The organism is Lentilactobacillus raoultii, assembly GCF_900411375.1.
GTDB lineage: Bacteria > Bacillota > Bacilli > Lactobacillales > Lactobacillaceae > Lentilactobacillus > Lentilactobacillus raoultii.
In genome coordinates this window covers 94,458-119,931 of sequence record NZ_LS423000.1, presented here as the reverse complement: position 1 = coordinate 119,931, position 25,474 = coordinate 94,458, and the positions used below count along the sequence as shown (strand labels likewise).

Annotated in this window: 21 protein-coding genes and 1 tRNA gene; 18 read left to right on the top strand and 4 right to left on the bottom strand. The window is 41.8% G+C overall.

From position 1 onward, the window contains the following. The first annotated feature begins 7 nt into the window (after window positions 1–7). From uvrA to whiA, 4 genes are all read left to right on the top strand, one after another. On the top strand, window positions 8–2,893 hold the full coding sequence (uvrA, locus tag ED605_RS12465; protein WP_121979216.1) for an excinuclease ABC subunit UvrA: 2,886 nt from the start codon (window positions 8–10) through the stop codon (window positions 2,891–2,893). A 235-nt stretch (window positions 2,894–3,128) separates the two neighbouring features. Continuing rightward, window positions 3,129–4,016 (top strand): RNase adapter RapZ, encoded by an 888-nt coding sequence (gene rapZ / locus ED605_RS12460; protein ID WP_121979215.1) that lies wholly within the window; start codon window positions 3,129–3,131, stop codon window positions 4,014–4,016. A gap of 1 nt (window position 4,017) precedes the next feature. Continuing rightward, window positions 4,018–5,019, top strand: a complete 1,002-nt coding sequence (gene mgfK, locus ED605_RS12455; RefSeq protein WP_121979214.1) for a gluconeogenesis morphogenetic factor MgfK — start codon at window positions 4,018–4,020, stop codon at window positions 5,017–5,019. 17 nt (window positions 5,020–5,036) lie between these two features. Next, complete coding sequence (whiA, locus tag ED605_RS12450) at window positions 5,037–5,975, top strand: DNA-binding protein WhiA (protein ID WP_121979213.1); 939 nt, start codon at window positions 5,037–5,039, stop codon at window positions 5,973–5,975. Window positions 5,976–6,045: 70 nt separating this feature from the next. On the opposite strand, the gene ED605_RS12445 is transcribed toward whiA, so the two are convergent. Continuing rightward, window positions 6,046–7,122, bottom strand: coding sequence for a zinc-dependent alcohol dehydrogenase family protein (locus tag ED605_RS12445; RefSeq protein WP_121979212.1), 1,077 nt, complete (start codon window positions 7,120–7,122; stop codon window positions 6,046–6,048). A gap of 248 nt (window positions 7,123–7,370) precedes the next feature. Further along, complete coding sequence (locus ED605_RS12440) at window positions 7,371–8,015, bottom strand: ATP-dependent Clp protease proteolytic subunit (RefSeq protein ID WP_121979211.1); 645 nt, start codon at window positions 8,013–8,015, stop codon at window positions 7,371–7,373. A gap of 175 nt (window positions 8,016–8,190) precedes the next feature. On the opposite strand from ED605_RS12440, the gene ED605_RS12435 reads away from it, so the two are divergent. Continuing rightward, a complete protein-coding gene (locus tag ED605_RS12435) occupies window positions 8,191–9,102 on the top strand; it encodes a VOC family protein (protein WP_121979210.1) in 912 nt (303 codons plus the stop codon). 115 nt (window positions 9,103–9,217) lie between these two features. Here the strand turns inward: ED605_RS12435 and ED605_RS12430 are convergent. Beyond that, window positions 9,218–9,289: transfer RNA gene (locus ED605_RS12430), tRNA-Arg, on the bottom strand. Between the two features lie 419 nt (window positions 9,290–9,708). Here ED605_RS12430 and gap point away from each other — a divergent pair. From gap to smpB, 10 genes are all read left to right on the top strand, one after another. Then, complete coding sequence (gene gap / locus ED605_RS12425) at window positions 9,709–10,722, top strand: type I glyceraldehyde-3-phosphate dehydrogenase (RefSeq protein ID WP_121979209.1); 1,014 nt, start codon at window positions 9,709–9,711, stop codon at window positions 10,720–10,722. A gap of 106 nt (window positions 10,723–10,828) precedes the next feature. Further along, window positions 10,829–12,043 (top strand): phosphoglycerate kinase, encoded by a 1,215-nt coding sequence (locus ED605_RS12420; RefSeq protein WP_121979208.1) that lies wholly within the window; start codon window positions 10,829–10,831, stop codon window positions 12,041–12,043. Window positions 12,044–12,171: 128 nt separating this feature from the next. Continuing rightward, on the top strand, window positions 12,172–12,930 hold the full coding sequence (gene tpiA, locus ED605_RS12415) for a triose-phosphate isomerase (RefSeq protein WP_121979207.1): 759 nt from the start codon (window positions 12,172–12,174) through the stop codon (window positions 12,928–12,930). A gap of 101 nt (window positions 12,931–13,031) precedes the next feature. Beyond that, a complete protein-coding gene (gene eno / locus ED605_RS12410) occupies window positions 13,032–14,351 on the top strand; it encodes a phosphopyruvate hydratase (RefSeq protein WP_121979206.1) in 1,320 nt (439 codons plus the stop codon). Window positions 14,352–14,460: 109 nt separating this feature from the next. Further along, window positions 14,461–16,269 (top strand): MucBP domain-containing protein, encoded by a 1,809-nt coding sequence (locus ED605_RS12405; protein ID WP_121979205.1) that lies wholly within the window; start codon window positions 14,461–14,463, stop codon window positions 16,267–16,269. Window positions 16,270–16,343: 74 nt separating this feature from the next. Beyond that, the gene (locus ED605_RS12400; RefSeq protein ID WP_121979295.1) at window positions 16,344–17,852 is read left to right on the top strand and encodes a ClC family H(+)/Cl(-) exchange transporter; all 1,509 of its coding nucleotides are present in this window, start codon (window positions 16,344–16,346) and stop codon (window positions 17,850–17,852) included. Window positions 17,853–17,935: 83 nt separating this feature from the next. Continuing rightward, window positions 17,936–18,172, top strand: coding sequence for a preprotein translocase subunit SecG (gene secG / locus ED605_RS12395; RefSeq protein ID WP_121979204.1), 237 nt, complete (start codon window positions 17,936–17,938; stop codon window positions 18,170–18,172). Between the two features lie 162 nt (window positions 18,173–18,334). Continuing rightward, the gene (locus ED605_RS12390; protein ID WP_121979203.1) at window positions 18,335–19,081 is read left to right on the top strand and encodes an alpha/beta hydrolase; all 747 of its coding nucleotides are present in this window, start codon (window positions 18,335–18,337) and stop codon (window positions 19,079–19,081) included. 15 nt (window positions 19,082–19,096) lie between these two features. After that, window positions 19,097–21,433 (top strand): ribonuclease R, encoded by a 2,337-nt coding sequence (rnr, locus tag ED605_RS12385; protein ID WP_121979202.1) that lies wholly within the window; start codon window positions 19,097–19,099, stop codon window positions 21,431–21,433. Between the two features lie 29 nt (window positions 21,434–21,462). Next, window positions 21,463–21,936 (top strand): SsrA-binding protein SmpB, encoded by a 474-nt coding sequence (gene smpB / locus ED605_RS12380; RefSeq protein ID WP_121979201.1) that lies wholly within the window; start codon window positions 21,463–21,465, stop codon window positions 21,934–21,936. A 120-nt stretch (window positions 21,937–22,056) separates the two neighbouring features. On the opposite strand, the gene ED605_RS12375 is transcribed toward smpB, so the two are convergent. After that, window positions 22,057–22,617 (bottom strand): LURP-one-related/scramblase family protein, encoded by a 561-nt coding sequence (locus tag ED605_RS12375; RefSeq protein ID WP_121979200.1) that lies wholly within the window; start codon window positions 22,615–22,617, stop codon window positions 22,057–22,059. Between the two features lie 109 nt (window positions 22,618–22,726). On the opposite strand from ED605_RS12375, the gene ED605_RS12370 reads away from it, so the two are divergent. From ED605_RS12370 to ED605_RS12360, 3 genes are all read left to right on the top strand, one after another. Then, window positions 22,727–23,419: a uracil-DNA glycosylase gene (locus tag ED605_RS12370; RefSeq protein ID WP_121979199.1), complete on the top strand. Its 693-nt coding sequence runs from the start codon at window positions 22,727–22,729 to the stop codon at window positions 23,417–23,419. Between the two features lie 35 nt (window positions 23,420–23,454). Next, window positions 23,455–24,429: a phosphate acetyltransferase gene (gene pta, locus ED605_RS12365; protein ID WP_121979198.1), complete on the top strand. Its 975-nt coding sequence runs from the start codon at window positions 23,455–23,457 to the stop codon at window positions 24,427–24,429. Window positions 24,430–24,743: 314 nt separating this feature from the next. Further along, entirely contained in the window at window positions 24,744–25,448 is a 705-nt protein-coding gene (locus tag ED605_RS12360; RefSeq protein ID WP_121979197.1) for an MIP/aquaporin family protein, read from the top strand. Window positions 25,449–25,474 lie beyond the last annotated feature (26 nt).

Sequence of the window (25,474 nt, the reverse complement as noted above, 5' to 3'; positions counted from 1 at the left end):
GAAAAAATTGGTAAACGATAAAATTATCATTCGCGGGGCCCGCGCGCATAATTTACAAAATGTCAATGTTACCATCCCCAAAAATAAATTAGTGGTGATGACCGGCTTGTCCGGATCGGGGAAAAGTTCGTTGGCTTTTGACACATTGTATGCCGAGGGGCAACGTCGTTATGTAGAAAGTTTGTCTGCTTATGCTCGTCAGTTTTTAGGCCAGATGGATAAACCCGATGTAGATTCAATTGATGGCTTAAGCCCGGCCATCTCAATTGACCAAAAGACGACCTCTAAAAATCCCCGATCAACTGTCGGAACAGTTACAGAAATTAATGATTATTTTAGATTGTTGTGGGCTCGGGTTGGGGTACCGATTTGTCCAAATGATGGAACAGTCATCACCAGTCAGTCGGTTGATCAAATGATCACTCAGATTATGAAGCTACCAGAACGAACTAAAATGCAAATCTTTTCGCCAATTGTTCGTGGTAGAAAGGGTCAACATAAAAAGGTTTTTGAAAAAATTAAGCGGGAAGGTTTCGTTAGAGTTCAGGTAGACGGTGAAACATTGGATATTGATGATCCGATTGAACTGGACAAAAATAAGAAGCATGATATTAACATCGTGATTGATCGAATTGTGGTCAAGGACGGTATTAATACCAGACTATCAGATTCTTTGGAGGCAGCGCTTAGGCTCAGTGGTGGTTATGCGATTGCTGATTTTCTTGGTCAACGTGATCAAATGATTTTTTCTGAACATTATGCTTGTCCAAATTGCGGTTTTACGGTTGGTGAGTTAGAGCCACGATTATTTTCGTTTAATTCACCCTTGGGCGCTTGCCCTGACTGTGACGGTTTGGGAATGAAACTTGAGGTTGATCCCGATCTCGTTGTGCCTGACAAGACTAAGACGTTGAATCAAGGGGCATTGGCGCCATGGAGTCCCAGCGGATCTAAATGGTATCCAAATATGTTGGCTCAAGCTTGTCGAGCCGAGGGGATTGATATGGATACCCCATTTAATAAGTTGTCGAAAAAACAGCGGGAGTTTGTCCTTTACGGATCAAAAACCAAATCCTTTCACTTTACACTGGAAAGTGACTTCGGCGGAATCCGGGATGTTGACGGTCCCTTTGAAGGCGTCATTAATAACGTTAATCGGCGATATCATAACACCAGCAGTGACTTTACCAGGAATAATTTGGGCAGCTACATGACTGAATTAACCTGTCAAACCTGTCATGGTTATCGATTGAATCGAAAGGCACTTGCCGTTAAAGTTGGTCATAAAAACATTGCTGAAATTTCTGCGCTGGACGTCTCTGCCGAGCTCGACTTTTTCAAGGGCCTTAAGTTTGGCGAACAAGATTCAATGATTGCCAAACCAATTATTAAAGAAATTATTGATCGACTGACGTTTTTAAGAAACGTTGGTTTAGATTATTTGACACTTTCCAGGTCTGCCCGAACACTTTCGGGTGGTGAAGCGCAGCGAATTCGGTTAGCAACCCAAATTGGCTCGAATTTGTCGGGTGTACTGTATATTTTGGATGAGCCCTCGATCGGCCTTCATCAAAGGGACAATGATCGCTTAATTGCTTCTTTAAAGAAGATGCGCGATCTTGGCAATACATTGATTGTGGTCGAACACGATGAGGACACCATGCGGGCAGCTGACTACATTGTTGATATTGGGCCGGGTGCTGGTCGTGATGGCGGTAAAGTCATGGCAACCGGCACACCTGAACAGATTGCGGCAGCTCCCCAGTCAATTACCGGTCAATATTTGGCTGGTAAACGGTTCATTCCAGTTCCTGAAAAGCGGCGAACCGGTAACGGCAAAAAGATTCGCATCACCGGAGCCTCTCAAAACAATTTGAAAAACTTAACGGTTGATTTTCCATTAGGCGAATTTATCGTTGTTACTGGGGTTTCCGGTTCTGGAAAATCAACACTGGTTAATGATATTTTAAAGAAGGCGTTGGCCCAAAAGTTGAATCACAATTCTGAGCGACCGGGTCAGTATAAAACCATTTCAGGCTACAAAAATATCGAAAAAATTGTGAACATTGACCAGACACCGATTGGTCGGACACCTCGGAGTAATCCGGCAACTTACACCGGTGTGTTTGATGATATTCGAGATTTATTTGCTAACACAAATGATGCCAAACTGAGAGGCTTCAAAAAGGGGCGCTTTAGTTTTAACGTGAAAGGTGGCCGATGTGAAACCTGTCACGGCGATGGCATTATTAAAATTGAAATGAATTTTCTACCAGATGTTTATGTGCCATGTGAAGTTTGTCATGGCAAACGATATAATTCAGAAACTCTGGAAGTTGAATATAAAGGAAAAAATATCGCGGATGTGCTGGATATGACGGTGGAAGAAGCGTTGGATTTCTTTAGCGCGATCCCCAAAATCACCCGCAAACTCCAAACGATTAAAGATGTTGGTTTGGGCTACGTATCATTAGGCCAACCAGCCACGACACTTTCTGGTGGTGAGGCGCAGCGGATGAAATTAGCTTCGGAACTTTATAAAAAGTCCAGCGGAAAAAACTTTTATATCTTGGATGAACCAACAACTGGCCTGCACAGCGAAGATATCCGTAAACTGCTCACAGTACTTCAACAATTGGTTGACCAAGGCAATACGGTCTTGATAATTGAACACAACCTTGATGTGGTTAAAAATGCCGACTATCTGATCGATTTGGGACCAGAAGGCGGCGATGGCGGTGGTCGGATTGTTGCAACCGGCACGCCGGAACAAATTGCTGAAGTTAAAACCAGCTATACGGGTCAATATTTAAAGCCGGTTTTAGTACGTGATAGAAAATTAACAGAGCAGGCCAAGCAAAAGAAACAAACGTCGATTGCCAGGGCCAATTAGTCAACTTCATTCAAATTAATGCTTTAGACGCTTTGCCTTAGCAAAATTGCCGGCAAGGCGTTTTTTAGAATTGATGACACTATGTTGGCCTTACGAGCTGTATTGACTGCATTAAATAGTTAAATTATGATTAAATCTTCAGCTTGTGGCAGGTTTGACAAATTTGGCACTTAAAATGATACGCCCGGTATGTTATACTCAAATGAGTTTGTGATACGAAAGGACATCATTCGACATGGCTATGAATAATCAATTCGTTATTATTACCGGGATGAGTGGCGCTGGTAAGACGGTGGCAATGCAAAGCTTTGAAGATTTAGGATACTTTTGCGTTGATAACATGCCACCAACATTGTTGCCGCGCTTTAAGGAGCTCATCAGAATGGAGCGCGATATCAATAAAATCGCGCTGGTGATCGATTTGCGGTCACAGGTATTTTATGATGAGATCATTGGCATGTTTGCCGATTTAAAGAAAGATGATGATGTCGATATTATTTTTCTTGACTCCTCGGATACGAAGCTGGTTTCCCGATACAAGGAAACTCGCCGCGCCCATCCGCTCGCTCGCAATGGACGGGTAATCGATGGGATTAAAAAGGAACGGGAGTTACTCGCAAATGTCAAGAAAGCGGCGGATCTGGTAGTTGATACAACTAATCTATCTCCCCGTCAGTTGCGTGAAGAAGTTTTCCATAATTTTGAATCGACCGATACGACTCACACCTTTCACGTGGAGGTCATGTCGTTTGGGTTCAAATATGGACTGCCATTGGACGCCGACATTGTAATGGACGTTCGATTTTTACCCAATCCGTACTATAATCCCAAAATGCGATTTAAGACCGGGTTGGACCAGTTGGTTGCTGATTATGTCATGCATTCCAAAGGTGCTCAGCTTTTCTATGATAAACTACTTGATATATTGAAATTTACTTTGCCGGGATATGAAAAAGAAGGCAAGGCCAGCTTGACGGTTGCCATTGGTTGTACCGGTGGTCAGCATCGTTCGGTTGCCATTGCCCAGCGTCTTGGTAAGGATTTACAACAACAGTTCCCAAATTATCCGATTAATATTTCTCATCGCGATATTGATCGTCATAAAGGGAAGGGGGAAAACTGAGATGATTGACGCATTACACACACACCGGCCCAGAATCGTTGTGATTGGCGGTGGCACTGGGTTACCGGTTATTTTAAAAAATTTAAAAAATCGACACGTTGATATCGCAGCAATTGTGACGGTTGCCGATGACGGCGGTTCATCCGGTATTTTAAGAAATTATATTAACGTAGTGCCACCTGGTGATATTCGCAACGTGATGGTTGCTTTGTCTGATTTACCGCAACTTGAACTGGACTTGTTTCAATATCGTTTTAAAAGCAGTGATCAGTTTTTTGCAGGCCACGCGATTGGTAATTTGATTATCGCGGCACTGTCTGAAAAACGCGGTGGTATTTTTGATGCCGTGCAAATTTTAAGTAAAATGATGAAAGTTGATGGCCACATCTATCCCGCTGCCAATGAGCCGCTGGAATTAAATGCGGAATTTAGCGACGGCACTCAGATGAGCGGTGAATCAGAGATTACAGCTGCAGGTAAACTTATCAAACGAGTTTGGGTTGAGACTAACGACGATTCCCACAAGCCTGAAGCAGTTCAACAGGTTGTCGACGCGATTATGAACGCTGATCAAATCGTGTTGGGACCAGGAAGCTTATTTACCAGTATCTTACCTAATTTGATGATTGAAAATGTTGGCGATGCGTTAAAACGAACAACGGCTGACATTGTTTATATTTGTAACATCATGACGCAAAAGGGTGAAACCGAGAACTTTACTGAAGCTGATCATGTTCGGGTTTTAAATCAACATCTCGGGATGAACTTTATTAATACGGTTTTAGTTAACATGAAGGAAGTTCCCCCAGCATATATTGATCATAAAAAATGGAATGAAGTTTCCCAACCGGTTAAACATGATTTTGCCGGTTTGCGGGCAATGGGTTGTCGAGTGATTTCAGCTGATTTCTTGGAGTTGAAAGATCGAGGTGCCTTTCACAACGGTCAGGAAGTCGCAGATGAATTATTAAACTTGATTGGTCGTTCACCTGACGAAGAATAACACAAGGAGGGCTGCTCATGTCGTATGCAAGTGAAGTCAAAAAAGAGTTGACTTCTTTAACAGTCCACCGGGATAATGCAAAAGCCGAATTAATGGCTTTAATCCGGATCAATGGTTCGTTGTCAATTTCAAATCGCCATTTTGTCTTGAATGTCTCATCAGAGAATCCGGCGATTGCCAGACGAATGTATCAATTACTTTTAAAGTTTTACGGCATCACTGGTGAATTAAGTGTTCGGCGAAAAATGAAATTGAAAAAAAATAATCTTTACATTTTACGAGTTGAAAATAAGGCAACCGAGGTGTTGGATGATCTGGGGATTTTTGATGGTCTTCAAATTGTGGAACGGGTGCCACAACCATTGTTATCAAATGATGGCCAAATTCGATCGTATTTGCGAGGCGCTTTTTTAGCAAGTGGTTCAGTTAATAATCCTGAAACTTCCCGTTACCATTTGGAAATTTATTCATTATATGAAAATCATAATGAAATGATTGCGGAAATGATGAATAAGTATCATTTGAAAGCCAGGACAACTCAGCGTCGCAGTGGTTACATTACTTATTTGAAAGAAGCAGAAAAGATTGCTGACTTTCTTCAATTAATCGGTGCCACCAGTTCAATGTTGAAGTTTGAGGATATCCGGATTGTCCGCGATATGAGAAATTCGGTTAACCGATTGGTGAATTGTGAAAATGCAAATTTGAATAAGGTTGCAAATGCGGCCAGTAAACAAATTGAAAATATCAGGATGATCGATGAAGTAGTTGGATTGAATAAATTGGATCCAAAATTGGCACAGATTGCCAGAGCTCGATTAAAGCATCCTGAGGTTAGCTTGAAGGAGCTGGGTGAATTGGTGGAGGGCGGTCCGATTTCTAAGTCGGGCGTCAATCATCGACTAAGAAAGATCAATGAATTTGCGACTAAATTGGCCGAAGGTAAAATTGCATAAGCAAAAAATAAAAAACAACGAAGATGATAAAACGTCCTCGTTGTTTTTTATTTTTCAGTTAAATTGTGATTTAACCTTCACTGATTCTTAAAACACAGGCACCTTGAATGTCACCAGCTGCGACGTATTTCAGTGCTTCGTCAGCCTTTTCAAGTGGATACTCGTGAATTTCAGGATGAATATCCAATCGATCAGCCAATGTCAAAAATTCTTCACCGTCACGGCGAGTATTACTTTCAACACTGGTTAAATTCTTTTCATGGAAGATATGATCTGAATAACTGAGTTGTGGAATATCGGTTGAATGGATACCGGCCATCGCCAGTGTGCCACCCGGCTTGAGTGCCTCAAGTGCCTTAGGGACGATATCACCAACTGGTGCGTAAATAATCGCCGAATCAAGTTTGACTGGTGGTAGGTCATAGGCACCGTTTGCTGAGGCTGCGCCAAGCGACAACGCAAATCGACGGGCATCTTTACCACGAGTTAGAACGTGGACCTCAATTCCCTGAGCCATGGCAATTTGAGCAGTTAAGTGAGCCGAACCACCAAATCCATATAGGCCCAGTCGACCGCCAGCGGGCACATTGGCACGTTCAAAAGCCCGGTAACCGATGATACCGGCACAAAGTAGTGGGGCCGCCGTTAATGAATCAAAGCGTTCTGGAATTCGATAGGCAAATCCTTCAGGCACGGTAACATATTCCGCGTAGCCACCATCGTGATCCCAACCAGTATATAACGAGTTTGGACACAAATTCTCTTTGCCGGCACGGCAGTATTCACAAACGCCGCAGGTCCAACGTAACCAAGGAATGCCAATCCGATCACCTAATTGGAACCGACTGGTATCTGGACCGTTTTTGACGACCCGACCGACGATTTCGTGACCCGGTGTGACGTGTTCATGATGAACTGGTAAATCGCCTTCAGTAACATGAAGATCGGTATGGCAAACGCCACAGGCAATGACGTGAACCAGAACTTCTCCACGTTTTGGTTTCGGAACTGGCTTGGTTGTGAACTTTAAGGGCGACGGTGTGGCATCAATTGGCCCTGGTTGAACAACTTCCCAAGCTTTCATTTGGGTTGGAATTTCTGGTGCTTTGGTTAACTTGGTTTGATTGACAGTTGTCGTTGATTTCATTTTAAGGACCTCTATCCATTAATTGAATTCAGTAACCCGAATGTTTCAATGAATCAAGACTAAAGTCGACAAACATTTAGATTACCATGTGACATCATTAACTTTACCATCTTCATTTTAGGTCGTTCAGGTTGATTAATCAATCATCGTCGTTTCGCCATAGAAGTAAACAAAAAGCCGAAACCAGATAAACTGATCTCGACTTTGAATGACTTTAAAATTAAGCCATCCACAAATGATTATTTTAATTATTTTTTCTCAGAACTGTTAGTCATGATACCATCCAACAAGCCATAGTCAACGGCTTCTTGAGCAGTGAGGTAGTTATCACGCTCAGTGTCCCGGTTAACTTTTTCAATTGATTGGCCCGAATTCTTAGCTAAAAGTTCGTTAATCATTTTACGAGCTTTCAAGATTTCTTCAGCCGCAATTTCAATTTCGGTTTGTTGCCCTTGAGCACCACCAGAAGGTTGATGAATCAAGACTTGGGCATGTGGTAAAGCAAATCGTTTGCCCTTCGCACCGGAAGAAGCCAGAACAGAAGCCATTGAGGCAGCCATTCCCATAACGATCGTTTGAACATCTGCTTTAACAAAGTTCATGGTATCGAAAATTGCCATTCCAGATGTGATGACACCACCGGGTGAGTTGATGTAGAGATAAATATCTTTTTCAGAGTCTTGAGCATCCAAGAATAGCAATTGTGCGATGATGGCATTGGCCATGTCGTCTTCGATTGGACCTGACAACATGATGATACGGTCCTTTAACAAACGTGAGTAAATGTCATAAGCACGTTCGCCATTAGCGGATTGTTCAATAACAGTTGGCACTAAATTCATTGAATATGCCTCCTTAGCAGTTTTATGAAAGATGGCATTTGCCAAGTTCATGATTACAGTTTAATTGATTGGTCAAAAAAGGTCAAATGGTTTGCTCGATCATTTAAAAAGAGTGATGGCAGCAAATTTAAATCAGCTGTCTTAAAACGTCATAATTATTAGAAAGCGGATACATTCATGATACAATTAAATCGGAATTATCAACGGGTAACGAGGAGTTGATTACATGCAGACACATCATATTTCACTATTAACAAGAGACGCCGTTCAAAACGTTCATTTCTATACGAAAATATTGGGGATGCGGCTTGTTAAGAATTCAGTTAATCAAGAAAATATTAGGATTCGGCATTTGTTTTATGGCGACTACTTAGGAAGCCCGGGAACGGTAGTCACTTTCTTTGTCTTGCCACTACTGGGAAGAAGAACTGACGGCAAGCACTTCTTTAATAATATAAAGCTGGCAATTCCCTATGGCAGTGCTGATTTTTGGCATCGTCGATTGGAAGACCTGGCAATTCCTGTGACGGCGATTGAAAATGGACTTAGATTTGAAGACCCGGATAAAATTGAAATTAAATTGTTGGAAACAGCAGATCAGCTAACCGATTGGCGGGTGGTTCCTAATAATGGGATTCCACCGGAAAAGCAAATTTCGGGATTCTTAGGGACTGAACTCCATGTGCCTGATCCATCTGCCACCGCAGCGTTTTTTCATGATTGGTTAGGATTGCCAATTCAAGATCACGCAGTTCAATTGGCAGGCAAGTCTTCGATTGAACTGTTTAAAAGTCCGCATCCCGATACGCGAACCCGTTTTGGCCGGGGAAGCATTGATCACATTGCCTTACAAGTCTCAAGTGAAAAAAGGTTATTTGAACTTTGGGATAGAGCTGAAGAACTACAGTTGAATCGTGAAGAATATGCAGATCGTGGTTGGTTTAAGAGTATCTACGTTCGCGATCCCGGCGATAATCGAATTGAGCTGGCAACCACCACACCAGGATTTAGTTTGGAAGAATCCATTCTAACGATGGGGTCGCAATTGTCGTTGCCACCAAAATTCATGGATCAAAAGCAGACGATCATTGACTTTTATGCGAAACAGGGAGTCGATTTTCATGATTTGGATGATTAGGCATTATTAGTGCGGACATTGCCAAGTTGGTGGCTTATCTTCAATAACTAAAAAACAAAAACGGTTACGACAGCTGAATTGCTACCGTAACCGTTTTGCTTTTTAACATTTGCAATGCGCCCGGGGGGAATCGAACCCTCATCTCAAGAACCGGAATCTTACGTGCGATCCATTACACTACGGGCGCATAAAAAATGCTTTTATCGTAACGTACTATATAAATATACTAGAAATCGAAGCTTTTTTCAAGGGTTAGATCAAAAATGTTGACGGCTTTGATAATACTGATTAACTTTTGCTTGCTCGATGATCGTTTAAAATTGGCAGTTATTACTAAATATGGCATTATTCGTCATAAGTTTGCGATCCCTAAAAAATAGTGAAAAAAATCAAGTTAGTGAAAGCGGTTACTAATATAGAACGCATTGCAATTATTCAATCGTCTGCTATACTCGTACTTGGGTAATATTTCAATTTACTCGATGCACTCTAATTGAGAGTTTATTCACAAGGGTGCTGACTTTATCTCCAATTAGTGGTACGATTAACTTTGTACTATTAATCATATTTAATATTTTCTTATTTCCTAAAGGAGGAAAACACAGTATGACTGTAAAGATTGGTATTAATGGTTTTGGCCGAATTGGTCGTTTGGCATTCAAGCGGATTCACGAATTACACTCTGATCAAATTGAAGTGGCCGCAATTAACGATTTAACCACACCGTCGATGTTGGCATACCTTTTGAAGTATGATTCAACTCATGGTCGTTTCCCTGGTGATGTTTCATCAACTGATAAGGGAATCGTTGTTGATGGCAAGGAAATTCCGGTTTACGCTGAAAAAGATGCTTCTAACCTTCCTTGGGTTAAAAACGATGGCGTTGATTTCGTTCTTGAATGTACTGGTTTTTACACATCCGAAGAAAAATCACAAGCTCACATCAAGGCCGGCGCAAAGCGTGTTTTGATTTCAGCACCTGCTGGTCAAATTAAAACCGTTGTTCCAGGTGTTAACTTGGACACTTTGAACGGTAACGATGTGATTGTTTCAGCTGGTTCTTGCACAACCAACTGCTTGGCGCCAATGGCATACTTCTTGGATAAAGACTTTGGTATTAAAGTTGGTACCATGACCACTGTTCATGCTTTCACTGCTTCACAACAAATTCTTGATGGTCCTAAGACTAAGAAGAAGCGTAACAACCGAACTGCTTCAGCAAACACAATTCCTCATTCATCTGGTGCTGCTAAGGCACTTGGTTTGGTTGTTCCTTCCGTTAATGGTAAATTAATGGGTCACGCACAACGGGTTGCCGTTGTTGATGGGTCATTAACTGAGTTGGTAGCTGTTTTGGATAAGAAAGTAACTGCTGACGAAGTCAACGAAACAATGAAGAAACATACTGAGAATAACGAAGCCTTTGGATACAATGATGATGAAATTGTTTCATCAGATATCATCAATGATCCTCATGGTTCAGTATTTGACCCAACTCAAACTGAAGTTACAAATGGTGACGACGGCGCACAATTGGTTAAGACTGTTGCTTGGTATGACAACGAATGGGGCTTCACTTGCAACATGGTACGTACCCTGTTGAAGTTTGCTTCACTTTAATAATTAAGTTAACCAATCGACGGAGAGGGCGTCTTCTCCGTCTTTTGTTATCTAAGTGTATGTTCTAGGAATCACAAACAATTTTTGTGCGTAGGAGGTTTCTAAATTGGCAAAATTAACAGTTTCTGATTTGGATCTTGAAGGTAAAAAAGTTTTGATGCGTGTCGACTTCAATGTGCCAATCAAAGATGGCGTAATTGGTGACGATAACCGAATTCAGGCAGCTTTACCAACGATTAAGTTCGTACTGGATCATAAAGGTAAAGCCATTCTGTTTTCACACTTGGGTCGAATTAAGAAGGAAGAAGATAAAAAAGGCCTTTCCTTACGGCCGGTTGCCGAACGGCTTTCAAACTTATTGAATAAACCGGTAACCTTTGTTCCAGTAACGGAAGGTCAACAGCTTGAAGACGCGATTAACAAGTTGACAGACGGCAGCGTCTTACTAGTTGAAAACACCCGTTATGAAGACGTTGTTAACGGCGAATATGTCAAGCGTGAATCTGGTAATGATCCCAAACTTGGTGAATACTGGGCTTCACTTGGCGATGAATACATTAACGATGCTTTCGGAACGGCTCATCGTCAACACGCATCAAACGTTGGGATTGCTGAAGCGATGCACAAGAGTGGCAAACCGGTTGCTGCTGGATTCTTGATGGAAAAGGAAATCCAATTCCTGGGAGAAGCCGTTAATAATCCACAACGACCATTTGTTGCCATTCTTGGTGGTGCCAAGGTTTCTGACAAGATCGGCGTGATTGATAACCTATTAAGCAAAGCTGACAAGATCATCATTGGTGGCGGAATGACTTATACCTTTTACGCCGCTAAGGGGATCAAAGTCGGTGATTCGTTGGTTGAAAAGGATAAGATTGACGTTGCCAAGAGTATCCTTGAAAAGGGTGGCAATAAGATTGTTTTGCCTTCCGATAATGTTGTTGCTAAGAGCTTCAACAACGATGCAGAACACAAAGTCGTTGAAGGCGACATTGATGATGGCTGGATGGCCCTTGATATCGGTCCTAAGTCAATTGATGAATTTGAAAAAGTACTCAAGGATGCCAAGACCGTCGTTTGGAACGGCCCAATGGGTGTCTTTGAAATGAGTAATTTTGCCCAAGGAACCCTTAAAGTTGGTGAATTCCTGGGTTCATTAACTGATGCAACGACCATTGTTGGTGGTGGCGATTCAACTGCCGCTGTTAAGCAATTAGGTGTTGCTGATAAGTTGACTCATATTTCAACTGGTGGTGGCGCTTCCCTTCAATATCTTGAAGGCAAGACATTACCTGGTATTGCCGCAATCGACAATAAATAGTTAAAAAATCCCGCTTTGTCGGGATTTTTTTATCATGCTTTAAAATGGAATAACCTTCTTAATGGCTTTTAGGGTTTCTTTTGTTACAATTATTTATGAGTAACTAATTGTAAAGGAATGATTTAATGATGAGGATTCCATTTATCGCCGGTAATTGGAAAATGAATTTATCGGTTGATGAGGCGATTAACTTTTTAAACACGATCAACGGAAAGCTTCCGGACCCCAAAGTCACTGAGACTTGCATTGCAGCCTCGCCCTTATTTTTGGAAAGTATGCTTGAACATAATACAAATTCCCCACTGATCATTGCGGCGGAGAACTGTTTTTATGAAGATGAGGGTGCTTATACGGGTGAAACCAGTCCAAAAGCATTGGCTGAAATGGGCGTCACTCACGTTATCATTGGCCATTCAGAGCGTCGTAAGTATTTTAACGAGACCGATGATATTATTAATAAAAAGGTCCATGCAGCCTTTCGAAATCACTTAACACCGATTATTTGCTGTGACGAAACGATGAGTCGTCGACAATCAGCAGATCGGATTTCCTGGGTTGTCAGTCAGGTAACTAATGCACTGAAGTCCGTGACGGCGCAACAAGCCAAAAACATTATCCTGGCCTATGAACCAAGTTGGGCAATTGGCAGCGGTAAGACAGCCAGCACGGATGAAGCTGAAGAGGGCTGCTACCTCATTCGACAAACCATTGCCGATTTATATTCGGACGACATTGCCAACCAAGTTCGAGTTTTATATGGTGGCAGTGTTAACGATGATAATGCTGATGATATTTTAGCTCAGACTGATATTGATGGTGTCTTGGCTGGTGGTGCGAGTTTGAAGCCGGATTCGTTTTTAAAGCTTGCAAACTTTTTACAAAAATAACTAAGATTCACAGTTTTATATTGAAACTTGGTTGCTAAACTAATAAAATTAAAGTGAACCTTGTACAAAAGGTCACAACTTTCGCTAAGGAGAGAAAAAACATGTCAATTATTTCTGATATTTATGCCCGTGAGGTTCTTGACTCTCGTGGTAACCCAACTGTTGAAGTTGAATTATATACTGAAGCAGGTGCAATGGGCCGCGGTATTGTTCCTTCAGGTGCTTCAACCGGTGAACATGAAGCCGTTGAATTACGTGATGGTGACAAGGACCGTTACATGGGTAAAGGCGTTACCAAAGCCGTTGATAATGTTAATAACATCATCGCCAAAGAAATTGTTGGCTACGATGTTACTGACCAATTGGCAATTGATAAGGCTATGATTCAATTAGATGGGACACCAAACAAAGGTAAGTTGGGTGCCAACGCCATTCTTGGTGTTTCATTAGCTGCTGCCCGAGCCGCTGCTGATGAATTGGAAATGCCGTTATATAACTACCTTGGCGGATTCAATGCACACTTGTTGCCAACACCAATGTTGAACGTCATTAACGGTGGTAAGCATGCCAACAACAAGGTTGACTTCCAGGAATTCATGATCATGCCGGTTGGTGCACCAAGCATCAAGGAAGCCATTCGTTGGAGTTCTGAAACATTCCATAACTTGAAGAACTTGTTGAATGAACGCGGCTACTCAACGGCGGTTGGTGACGAAGGTGGCTTTGCTCCTGATTTGAAGAACAATGAAGAGCCATTCGAAATCTTGGTTGAAGCTATTCAACGTGCCGGCTACAAGCCTGGTAAAGATATTGCCATTGCCTTTGATTGCGCAGCTTCAGAATTCTACAATACTGAAACAAAGAAGTACGATTTGAAGGGTGACGGCAAGTCATATACTGCTGATGAATTTGTTTCCTTGCTGGAAGGCATCGTTGACAAATACCCAGTTATTTCAATCGAGGATCCTTTGGATGAAAACGAATGGGCAGATTGGCAAATGGCAACTCAACGTCTTGGCAAGAAAGTTCAGATTGTTGGGGATGACTTGTTTGTTACCAACACTGACTACCTTCGTAAGGGAATCAAGATGGGCGTTGCCAACGCTATCTTGATTAAGCTTAACCAAATTGGTACCTTGACTGAAACGGTTGAAGCTGTTGAAATGGCTCGTGAAGCCGGCTACACAGCAATCATTTCACATCGTTCCGGTGAAACCGAAGATACGACAATTGCTGACTTGGTTGTTGCCTTGAACGCTGGTCAAATTAAGACTGGTTCAATGAGTCGTGGCGAACGAATTGCCAAGTACAATCAATTAATGAGAATTGAAGACCAATTGGGCGATGTTGCTGATTACAAGGGTGTTCACGCATTCTATAACTTATCAGAACAAGCTCGTGAAGACATTCAAAACAAGTAGTTTTAAAAAAATCGCAGAGATGCGATTTTTTTATCTCTCTTTTATCGAGAAAATTCCTCCTATTTTGCGTATTTAAGTTTTAGAAGGCAAAATTAGGAGGAATTTTATTTTGAAAAAAATCGTTTTATTTTCAGTAAGTTTAATGAGTTTAGCCATGCCGACAGTGATCCACGCGGCTGATCAGTCAGAAAAGTCGGTTGATGTAAAAATTTCGCTTCGACAGTGGGTTAAGAACCCGGATGGCAAGGGCTTTAGCACTAGTTCAATGGGGACTTATCAAGGGAAAGCTTATCTGGATAAGGATGGTGATTATGAACCGGTTCTTAAACCAATTGATGGTTATAAGCTGATTAATCCGAAGATCGACAAACCAATTAGGGGGACTGTCAAAAGTGGGTTTACTGTCACTTATGTGGCGTGTAAGCCTGATCCTGGATCATCTGAGATTGCTAAACAAGCTGGTCAGTCGGCGAGTCAATCAACGTCTGATCAATTACTAACATTGCCAAGTTTGACGACTTCTGCGGGAGAGGGAAAAGGCCAAGCTGGTGATCAACAATCAGAAGTAAAAATTATGCCGGCATCGGATAGTAAGCCAGCGTCACTACAACCACCGATTTCCAGGGAACAACCAAGTGACAATAAAAGAACAAATTCACCCAAAGATTCAGTGCTTCAAGAAACTAAGGCTTCTCAACAACCATTGCCGTCTAAACAGTCAAGCGATGTTACCAATCTCACTAATCAGTCAAAGGGCCAATCAATTTCTGACCAAATAACGACTCACGCTAGTTCGACATCTTCTGAAAAATCACGAAAAAATCCAGCTGGTGGACAACAATCAGAAATTAAGCCGATGACTGGCTTAGTTGACAAGGTCACTCTAACTCAATCATCAACCTCCATGAAACGGCCAAGTGATGTTAAAGAAACTGGTTTATCTCAACCATCAGCACTTCTGGAATCGGGGATTTCTTCTCAGCCGTTAAAGCCGATTCAAACAGTCACCAATGAATTGGTGCCAACGATCCCAATTCTTAAAAAAGATGAATCGCAAGGCCAGTCAGAGCTGCCTGGGTCGCATAAAAGATTGGCTGACCGTGAAGCTTCACAACCGGTGTTGACTAAAGTGTGTGGCGTCAACGAAAATGGTGAGCCCTTGTTTGAAAAAACGGTGGACCGTGACCAACTTGCGACGATTTATCGTCAGGGCAGTGAAGTTTATGGCTATGATTGGCAGCGAACGACTTATGACCGGGCTCGTTCGTGTTATCTGTTGCAATACCAACGAAAAACCATTCCAGTGACTATAATCGGGGTCGATCAGGCCGGTAAACGACTTGAAAGCCATCAAGTTTTCGGTAAGTTTGGCAGAGAAGTCACGTGTCAGGCGGTGCCGATTCAAGGATATCAACCAGTGATTGCCTCGAAACAAATTAGCCTATCAACACCTGAGCCCCAAACGGTTGAAATGCTGTATTTTAAAAATGAAGCTCCAAAACCAGTATCGACACGCGCCGTTGATCAAGCGCTTTCCACAACCAATAATGTACCTGCGTCCCTTTCTAACTCAGAAAGTAAGCCAATAGAGCAAGCTACCACTCATCATGTGAAAAAGTCGAAGACACAGTTAAAGAAGTCCAAGCACTCCAAACATGCAAAGAAATCAAAACGGCACGCTGGGAAGAAAAAAGGCATCCACCAGGCAAAGAAGGGTGCTAATTCCGCCACTACCAGCCTCTCAAAGCCAAAAGCCAGCTCAAAGCCAGCCACCTCAGTAAGTAAAAAGCAGTCATCAAATCAGCAGACGAGTCGGCAATTGCCACAAACTGGTGAAAGTGATTCCAAAAAAGGGATGATTGTTGGATTGGGCCTGCTTTTAGGATTGTTATTCCCAATTGTTAAAAAGAAAATCTAGAAATTTGTGATATGATTAAAAGCGAAACTAATTAAGCGGGTGGTGTGATTGTGCAAGTTCATGGCAGTTATAGGATGACCCAATTTAAAACCATTTTAAACGGCATCTTAATCGGCGTATTCGCTGGTGCTGTGGTTTCCTTGTTTAGATGGGCCATTCAACACATGATGACTTTAATGCAGCTGTTATATACCGGTGGGCTTAAGAACCCGCTTTTAATGGTGCTGGGGCTTGGCATTAACTTATTGGTAGTATTAATTGTCGGGATTCTGTTAAAACAACAACCGGATATCAAGGGATCCGGTATCCCACAAGTTGAAGGCCAGTTACTTGGAGAAATTGACTATTCCTGGTGGTCCGTTTTGTGGCGTAAATTTCTTGGCGGCATTTTAGCAATTGGCAGTGGCTTGTATTTGGGACGTGAAGGGCCGTCGATTCAGTTAGGATCGACCCTTGGCCAGGGAATTGCCCATTTAACCAATCAGGTTGGATTTGACCGTCAGGTATTAATTTCAAGTGGTGCAGCTGCCGGACTGAGCGCGGCATTTAACGCACCGATTGCCAGCACCCTCTTTGTGTTGGAAGAAATTTATCACAATTTTTCAACGAACATCTGGGTGATTTCATTAACGTCAGCCGTGACTTCCGACATGGTGGCCACGTACGTCTTTGGATTAAAACCAGTCCTTTATATGAAAAGTAATCCGTTACCGTTAAGATACTTTATTTGGGTGATTATTCTTGGGATTGTTTTGGGGGTCCTGGGCAGAGGTTACCAATTGGTTATTCTTAGAATTGGTCGGTGGTATCAAAAAACAATCAAACTGCCTTGGTATTTCCAGAGCATTTTGCCCTTGGTTTTGATCATCCCACTTGGCGCTTATTTTCCCCAACTCCTGGGTGGTGGCAGCCGGATTATCCTTGGGTTAACTGGCGCTGGTTATTCAACCCTGGCACTCATTATTTTCTTCCTAATTCGCTTTATTTTTTCAATGATTTCATATGGCAGTGGCGTTCCCGGCGGTATTTTTCTGCCAATTCTTTGCCTGGGAGGACTGCTTGGGGCCATTACCGGTAGTTTAGCTATTCAATTTGGCTTTGTTTCGCAAACGTATTTTTCAAGTTTTATTATTATGGGAATGGCGGGTTACTTTGCGGCGATCAGCAAAGCGCCCTTTACAGCGATTCTCCTGATAACTGAGATGGTTGGCACACTCACCCATCTCTTAGGGCTGGCAACCGTTTCTTTAATCGCATACGCCGTTTTAGACGCCTTGAACGGCAAACCGGTCTATTATTCAATGCTGCAGCAATTATTAAAGGTCAAACAACAATTTAATTTGGGAAAAACGGTTCAAATTGTGTCATCAATTTTTGTTGGTTCTTATATGGATGGTAAAACCGTTAGTCAGATTCCTTGGCCAAATGGCTCCCTTTTGACCAAAATTGTCAGAAACGGCATTGAGATTGTGCCGTCTGGTCAGACACTGCTTCGATGGGGTGACACACTGTATATTAATGTCTCAACCAAGAATCAGCATCAAATTACTTCTAAATTAACGCGACTTAGTTCAGAAAGTTAGCGGTTAACTGTGGAATAAACCGTCATTATGTGTTAACTTAGTATGAGTAGTATTGAGCCGAATTTACGGTAGGAGGCTGTAACGTGTACAATTTATTGATAACATTACTATTGATCGACTGTGTCTTAATAACAATCGCAGTATTAATGCAACCATCAAAGACTAATGACGCGATGTCTGCCCTAACCGGTGGTGCGGATGACTTGTTTGCCAAACAAAAGCCACGTGGCTTTGAAGCGTTTATGCAAAAGACAACCCTTGTATTAGGAATTATCTTTTTTGCTTTAGCGCTTGGGTTGGTTTGGCTATCATCCCATTAGTCGTTATTCCTCCTGTTTAAATACAGGAGGATTTTTATTATAATGAAAGTAAAAAGTAATGTAATTGGTTTTAACTCATCTAATCAGCAGAACCGGTTATCAGTTAGTTGGGCAGTTTGATGGTCAGTTGCTTTGCTTGAGTTTAGAAAGGGATGAAAAGTGATGCAGACACCAAACCAGTCGTTTTATTTTGAACATGGTCCCAAAGCAATTATTTTATTGCATGCGTTTGCCAGTGGTCCGGTCGACGTCAGATTGTTAGCGCGTCGGCTTGAGCGAAGTAATTATTCTGTCTATGCACCGTTATTAACGGGACACGGTACGCCGGACTTTAGGGACATTATTCGTCAAGGGTCACCAGAGGTCTGGTTGGCAGATACACAACGGGCCTTGGCGTTTATGGAAAGCAAGGGCTATGAGAAGATCAGTATCTTTGGCATTTCACTGGGTGGGATCTTTGCGGCCAGGGCATTGGAACTGCATCCCGAATTACTTGGCGGCGGGTCATTTGGTTCGCCAATTGTTCGAAAACGTCAATTTAGTGTTCATCAAACTTTTATGCAAATGGCAAAGGCTAATTATCTTCGTTACCGAACTGCTCCTGAAGTGATGGCAACGAATCTTGAATGGTTGGATACGCACATCGATCAGCTTCTCAAAAGAATTTCGGATTTCAGTGCCCAAGTTGCGGCTGACTTACCCAAAATTCACCAACCTTATTTCATTGGTCAGGGGTTGAAAGATGAAATTGTCAATCCTGAAAGTGGGCGTTTGGTCCGAGATCAATTGGTTAACAGTGAGGTTAGTTATCACGAGTATCCCGGTGCCAGTCATATGATTACGGTCAACTCAGCTCACCAGCAGCTTGAAACCGATTTGAATAGCTTTTTAACTAAAATTTATGAATAATACGAGGAATTAAGATTGCAAGATAATGATTTAAAAACAGAAATTGAAAATGTACTTAGAACTTACCCGGATAATCAATTCTCAGTGGAAAAAATTGCTGATGTGTTGAAATATCATGGATCATCCGCTTTTAAACTGATTGTCCAGGGATTAGCCGGTCTTGAACGGGATAAAGTTGTGATTGTCACTTCAGATGGAAAATTTCAGTTAAATCCTGATAAACAAAAGCTGACAGGGACTTTCCATGCCAATGATAAGGGATTCGGATTCGTCGCTTATGATGATGCCGAATCGGATGCCTTCATTGCACCTGATAACACGATGAATGCGTTAAACGGCGATACTGTTGAAATGGAAATCATTAAGCAGGCAGAACCCGGTTCAAGTCAGGGTCCTGAGGGTAAAGTAGTTGCTATTGTTGATCGAAAATATAAGCGGGTAGTTGGCCCGTTTTCTAAAACCGAAAATCGTCATTATTTCGGTGAAGTAAAATTGACAGACAAAAAAATTGCCAAATATAAATTTTATATCAATGACGTTGGATTAAAACCAACACCTGGTGAAGTGATTACTGCTCAAATTACTGAATACCCCAATGAAGCGCATCCCGATTACATGGTTGGAATTGCGGACGAAGTGATTGGCTCGGTTGATGATCCTGGAATCGATATTTTACAAATCGTGTATGCCCATGATATCCCAGCGGAATTCCCAGAAGACGTGCTTCAGGCAGCTGATGCCATTCCAGATCACGTAACCGATGAAGAGAAAGTAGGTCGTGAGGATATTACCGATCAGGACCTGGTGACAATCGATGGCGAATCTTCCAAAGACTTAGATGATGCTGTGACAGCTTGGAAACTGCCAAACGGGCATTACCATTTGGGCGTGCACATTGCGGACGTTAGCCACTATGTCAAAGCAGGCAGCTCGATTGATAAAGAAGCCTATCGTCGCGGAACTTCCGTGTATTTAACGGATCGGGTCATTCCAATGCTGCCACGGCGGTTATCTAACGGCATTTGTTCATTAAACGAGGGCGAATTGCGGCTTTGTATGAGTTGTGAGATGGAAATTGATCAAAATGGTAATGTTATAAAGCATCGGATTCATCCCAGTTTAATGCGTTCTAAGGCCCGCATGACTTATACAGCGGTTAACAAAATTCTGGAATCTCATGATGAAAAGACAATGGCTAAATATCATGATTTAGTGCCAATGTTTGAAACAATGGGCGATCTTCACCGAATTCTGTACAAGCATCGTCACGCACGTGGGGCCATTGATTTTGAAGATAATGAAGCCGAAATCATTGTTGATGAGAAGGGTCATCCGATTGATATTCAGTTACGAGTTCGTGGCTTGGCCGAAAAGATGATTGAATCGTTCATGTTAGCTGCCAATGAAACGGTTGCCAAGAATTACTATGAGGCTCATGTGCCGTTTATTTACCGGGTCCACGAGCAACCGGATGCCGATCGAATTAAATCTTTCTTTGAGACGTTGACGGCTTTTGGCATCACGGTCAAAGGTGATCCCAAGCACATTACGCCCAAGATGCTGCAAAATATTCTAAAGAAGGTCGCTGGTAAACCAGAAGAAATGATGGTTTCTGTGATGCTGCTTAGAAGCTTAAAGCAGGCCCGCTATGCGGATCAGTCACTTGGACATTTTGGCTTGGCAGCACCGTTCTACACACACTTTACTTCTCCAATTCGACGTTATCCGGATACAATGGTTCATCGGATGATTCACTATTATGAAGATAATGGCATTAATGATGAAACCAAGAAGAAGTACGCTAATGTGTTGGATGAAATTGCCACAACCACTTCCGAATATGAACGCCGGGCAGTTGACGCAGAGCGTGATACGGATGCGATGAAGAAGGCTGAGTACATGAATGATCATCTCGGTGAGGAATTTGACGGGGTGGTTAGTTCTGTAATGAAATTTGGTTTATTTATTGAATTGCCAAATACGGTTGAAGGATTAGTTCACATTAGTCGGATGAAAGATGATTATTACCAGTATGTGGAACAATTTATGGCTTTAGTTGGTCGAAAAACACATCGGACCTATAAGATGGGCCAACCGATCCGAGTTAAAGTTGTTAACGTTGATGTGGCTCAAAGCGCGGTTGACTTTGATATTGTTGATCCTCAGGATACCCCAACTAGTAATTATTTACCGAAGGAGTCATCATATCATCATCGGGATAACGAGCGTCGAAATAGTAATAACCGTTACGGTGGTGCCAACATTCATTTCAGCAATGGCAATAACAAGAACGGCCAACATCGCCATAACAATCAAAAATCAAAGAAACGCTATGGCCGTAAAAGACGGTAATTAGTGTTAAAAAAGTAGGTGAGATTTAGATGGCCAAAAGAAAGCATAAGCAAAAAAACGATAATTTGATGGCGCAAAATAAAAAAGCCCGTCATGATTACTCGATTCTTGAAACTTATGAAGCGGGCATTGTCCTCACCGGAACTGAGATTAAGTCGATTCGGGATCGACGAATCAATTTAAAAGATGGATTTGTCCAGATCCGAAACGGTGAGGCGTATATGATGAACGTTCACATTAGTGAGTATGCTCAAGGAAATCAATTTAATCACGATCCGTTGCGTAATCGAAAACTACTGCTGCATAAAAAAGAAATTCGAAAACTTGGTCAGGCAACTCAGGATAAAGGGATTACGATTGTACCGCTAAAGGTTTACCTAAAAAGTGGTTTTGCCAAGGTTTTGATTGGCGTTGCTAAAGGAAAGCGTGAATATGATAAGCGTGAAACGATTAAGCGACGTGATGAGAAGCGGGCAATTGAACGGGTGATGAAGCGTTATTAGCCCATAGATAGCAACCCTTTTGACAATCAAAAATGAACATAACAAAAAAGACCGGGACAAATTTTGTCGCGGCCATTTACATGCGCTGAGATTGATTCTTAACGCGATTATTGTGCGAAACTATTGCTTCTTAAAAAGATGAAACTCACCCCATTGTGGCTTGACGCCCTTAGGATACTTTTCCAGTGAGGGTAGTTTAAGTTTTGAAGCATGGACTAATGATGGGTGATTTAAAATTGCGGCAATTAGTGCTACGATTGGTTCATGATTAATGTTTTCAACAGTCATAATTCGGATAATTTGATCGGCTTGAGCATATGATTTGATTGTCGCAATTTTTTGCCGTCCGTGAGTAATGGTGTAGGATTGTTTTTCCTGATTACCGACAACCAGCCAATTAATGCCATTAATAAATAGCGTGGTGTAATGCAACGAAAAATGCAAGACAGAACTTCCCACAAATTGGTTGAAGCAGAAGAGGTCGAATCTGGGGGTGACCCCAAGGGATTGCTGACGGGCTTCTGCCAAAACGTCCCCCGCAATGGAGTAGACCGAAAAAGTGTCGGAAATCAATCCCCACTTACCCACGATAAGATATTTTGTGTCTTTATATTCATCAATGATTCTGCATGATCTTGTATGATCCAGTTCGGACAAATTGATCTGAATTTTTCGACTCATAGAGACATTTCCTTTTCGTTTGTTATGAACATTTTAACACGGATCGGAAAAATAGTTGCTAATGTTATTTGAAAATGGATATGGTAGAATAAAACGTGAGGTGTTGGGAATGAAACCGTTTATAAAAAATGATTGGTGGGATGTTCTTCAACCGGAATTTGAAAAAGCCTACTATCAACAATTGCGTCAATTTTTGATTTCTGAATATCAGACTCAGTATATTCACCCTGATATGAATCATATTTTTGAAGCATTTCAGTTGACGCCGTTCAGCAAGGTCAAAGTGGTCATCCTTGGACAAGATCCATATCATGAACCACATCAAGCTCACGGCTTAAGTTTTTCAGTGATGCCGGGTGTGAAAATTCCGCCGTCGCTCCAGAATATTTATAAAGAGCTTCAGTCTGATCTGGGAATTAAGCCCGTTCATCATGGGTGTTTAACCAGCTGGGCCAAGCAGGGGGTCTTATTACTGAACTCCGTTTTGACTGTTCGAAATGGCCAAGCTTTCTCACATAAAGGGAAGGGATGGGAACGGTTGACGGATGCGGCTATCCAAAAGTTATCGGCACGAGAAAAGCCGGTGGTCTTTATTTTGTGGGGTCGAGCAGCTCGTGACAAGATTTCGTTAATTGATACGTCGACAAACGTAGTGTTGCAGTCTGCTCACCCAAGTCCGTTATCTGCGAATCGCGGCTTCTTTGGCTCAAAACCCTTCTCCAAAACAAATGAGGCTTTAATTGCAATGGGGGAAGAACCGATTAATTGGCAATTGCCGGAAAAGGTTACCCAAACACCTTAGGATAAATTATTTTGCATGAATTGGAGGATTTAGTCATGGAACTATTTGAAAGTCTCAAGCAAAAAATCAGTGGGAAGAATATCAGCATTGTTTTTCCTGAGGGTGATGATGTTCGTGTACTTGGTGCCGCTAGTCGGTTAGCAAAGGATGGGCTTATCAATCCAGTTGTGCTGGGAACTAAGGATAGCGTTGAAAAAGTTGCCAAGGATGCTGGAATTGATTTAAATGGCGTCCAAGTTTTAGACTATTTAAATCAGCCCCAATCCGAAATCGATGCGATGGTCTCAGCAATCGTTGAGCGGCGAAAAGGTAAGACGGATGAGGCTAAGGCGCGTGAATGGTTAAAGGATCCAAATTATTTTGGTACGACACTGGTTTACATGGACAAAATAGACGGAATGGTTTCAGGGGCTAATCACCCGACGAGTGATACAGTTCGGCCGGCTTTGCAAATTATTAAAACCAAGCCTGGAATTAAATTAATTAGCGGGTCGTTCCTCCTGATTCGTGATGATTTGCGATATCTTTATGCGGATGCAGGAATTAACATGGATTTAGATGCTGAAGGAGTAGCAGACGTTGCGGTTACTAGTGCAGAGTTTGCCAAACTATTTGACATAGACCCTAAAGTTGCACTGCTGAGTTTTTCAACTAAGGGATCTGCAAAAGGTGATATGGTTACAAAAATGCAAACGGCTACCAAATTAGCACAGGAAAAAGCACCAGATATTCCAATTGACGGTGAACTTCAGTTTGATGCGGCAATTGTGCCTTCTGTGGCCGAAAAGAAAGCACCGGGATCAAAAGTTGCCGGACATGCGAATGTCTTTATTTTCCCAGATCTTAACGCTGGAAATATTAGCTATAAAATTACTCAACGATTAGGTGGCTTTCAGGCTTTAGGGCCTTTGTTACAAGGCTTAAATAAGCCGGTTAACGATCTCTCACGAGGTACTAGTGAAGATGATATCTATAAAGTTGCAATAATTACTGCTGTAGAAGCACTCTAAATATTACAAAACGAAAATTGATATTTTCAACTGTTCAATTTTAAAAATAGCCCTCATAAGATCAGCTCTTGCTGGTTTCATGGGGGCTTTTAAGAAGAATATTTTTACCACTTAATTTACTGAATACTGAGGAACTTTCTTTAAATCCAAAATACTAAAAATTCATTTTTATTAAAAATAAATTCTTTTAAATGATAAAATTTCATCACAATTTTTTAAATGAAAAAGGAGAAGTATAAAATTTTGCTTGCTTTCCTTGATAAAATACAGATGATCATTGGTGATTTTATTTTCTTAAAGGGAGGGTGTTGGCATTGAACGGTTTTATTGGTGAGTTTTTTGGAACGATGATTTTAATTCTGTTAGGTGCGGGAACCGGTGCGGGATTGAATTTAAATAAGAGTTATGCAAAGGGATCAAGTTGGCTCTTCGTTTGTACCTCATGGGGATTGGCGGTTACGATGGGGGTGTATGTTGCGGGAGCATTAGGATCTCAAGGGCATTTAAATCCAGCAGTAACAATTCCTTTTGCTATCTTTGGCTTTTTTCCATGGTCTGAAGTGATTCCTTATTTGGCAGGACAGTTTTTAGGCGCTTTTTGTGGAGCAGCATTGGTAATTATACAATTTACACCACATTTTAAAGCAAGTAAGGGTGAAGCAAACGGGAATCAAGTTGGCATTTTTGCAACGCGGCCTGCGATTAAATCTCCCATATTCAATTTTTTATCTGAAGTTATTGCTACTTTTGCGTTTGTATTTATTTTACTTAATCTTGGAGATTTTACACAGGGACTTAAACCCTTTATTGTTGGTACGTTAATTTTGGTTATTGGGACTTCACTTGGAACGACAACTGGTTTTGCGATCAATCCAGCGCGTGACTGGGGACCTCGATTGGCTTACACTATTTTGCCTGTACCTAATGGTGGCAGTGGCGAATGGTGGTATGCTTGGGTTCCAATGTGTGGGCCGCTGGTTGGTGGCGTAATCGCTGCTGCGATTAAATTTTTGTTATAAAATAAATTAAAAGAGCCACTGAGAAT

Bases quoted from the DNA above. Each gene is read 5' to 3' on its own strand.
- whiA (WP_121979213.1), top strand. From the start codon at position 5,037: ATGTCGTATGCAAGTGAAGTCAAAAAAGAGTTGACTTCTTTAACAGTC.
- pta (WP_121979198.1), top strand. From the start codon at position 23,455: ATGGAACTATTTGAAAGTCTCAAGCAAAAAATCAGTGGGAAGAATATC.
- tpiA (WP_121979207.1), top strand. From the start codon at position 12,172: ATGAGGATTCCATTTATCGCCGGTAATTGGAAAATGAATTTATCGGTT.
- mgfK (WP_121979214.1), top strand. From the start codon at position 4,018: ATGATTGACGCATTACACACACACCGGCCCAGAATCGTTGTGATTGGC.
- eno (WP_121979206.1), top strand. From the start codon at position 13,032: ATGTCAATTATTTCTGATATTTATGCCCGTGAGGTTCTTGACTCTCGT.
- ED605_RS12445 (WP_121979212.1), bottom strand. From the start codon at position 7,122: ATGAAATCAACGACAACTGTCAATCAAACCAAGTTAACCAAAGCACCA.
- rapZ (WP_121979215.1), top strand. From the start codon at position 3,129: ATGGCTATGAATAATCAATTCGTTATTATTACCGGGATGAGTGGCGCT.
- smpB (WP_121979201.1), top strand. From the start codon at position 21,463: ATGGCCAAAAGAAAGCATAAGCAAAAAAACGATAATTTGATGGCGCAA.
- ED605_RS12400 (WP_121979295.1), top strand. From the start codon at position 16,344: ATGACCCAATTTAAAACCATTTTAAACGGCATCTTAATCGGCGTATTC.
- gap (WP_121979209.1), top strand. From the start codon at position 9,709: ATGACTGTAAAGATTGGTATTAATGGTTTTGGCCGAATTGGTCGTTTG.
- ED605_RS12370 (WP_121979199.1), top strand. From the start codon at position 22,727: ATGAAACCGTTTATAAAAAATGATTGGTGGGATGTTCTTCAACCGGAA.
- ED605_RS12440 (WP_121979211.1), bottom strand. From the start codon at position 8,015: ATGAACTTGGCAAATGCCATCTTTCATAAAACTGCTAAGGAGGCATAT.
- ED605_RS12390 (WP_121979203.1), top strand. From the start codon at position 18,335: ATGCAGACACCAAACCAGTCGTTTTATTTTGAACATGGTCCCAAAGCA.
- ED605_RS12435 (WP_121979210.1), top strand. From the start codon at position 8,191: ATGCAGACACATCATATTTCACTATTAACAAGAGACGCCGTTCAAAAC.
- ED605_RS12375 (WP_121979200.1), bottom strand. From the start codon at position 22,617: ATGAGTCGAAAAATTCAGATCAATTTGTCCGAACTGGATCATACAAGA.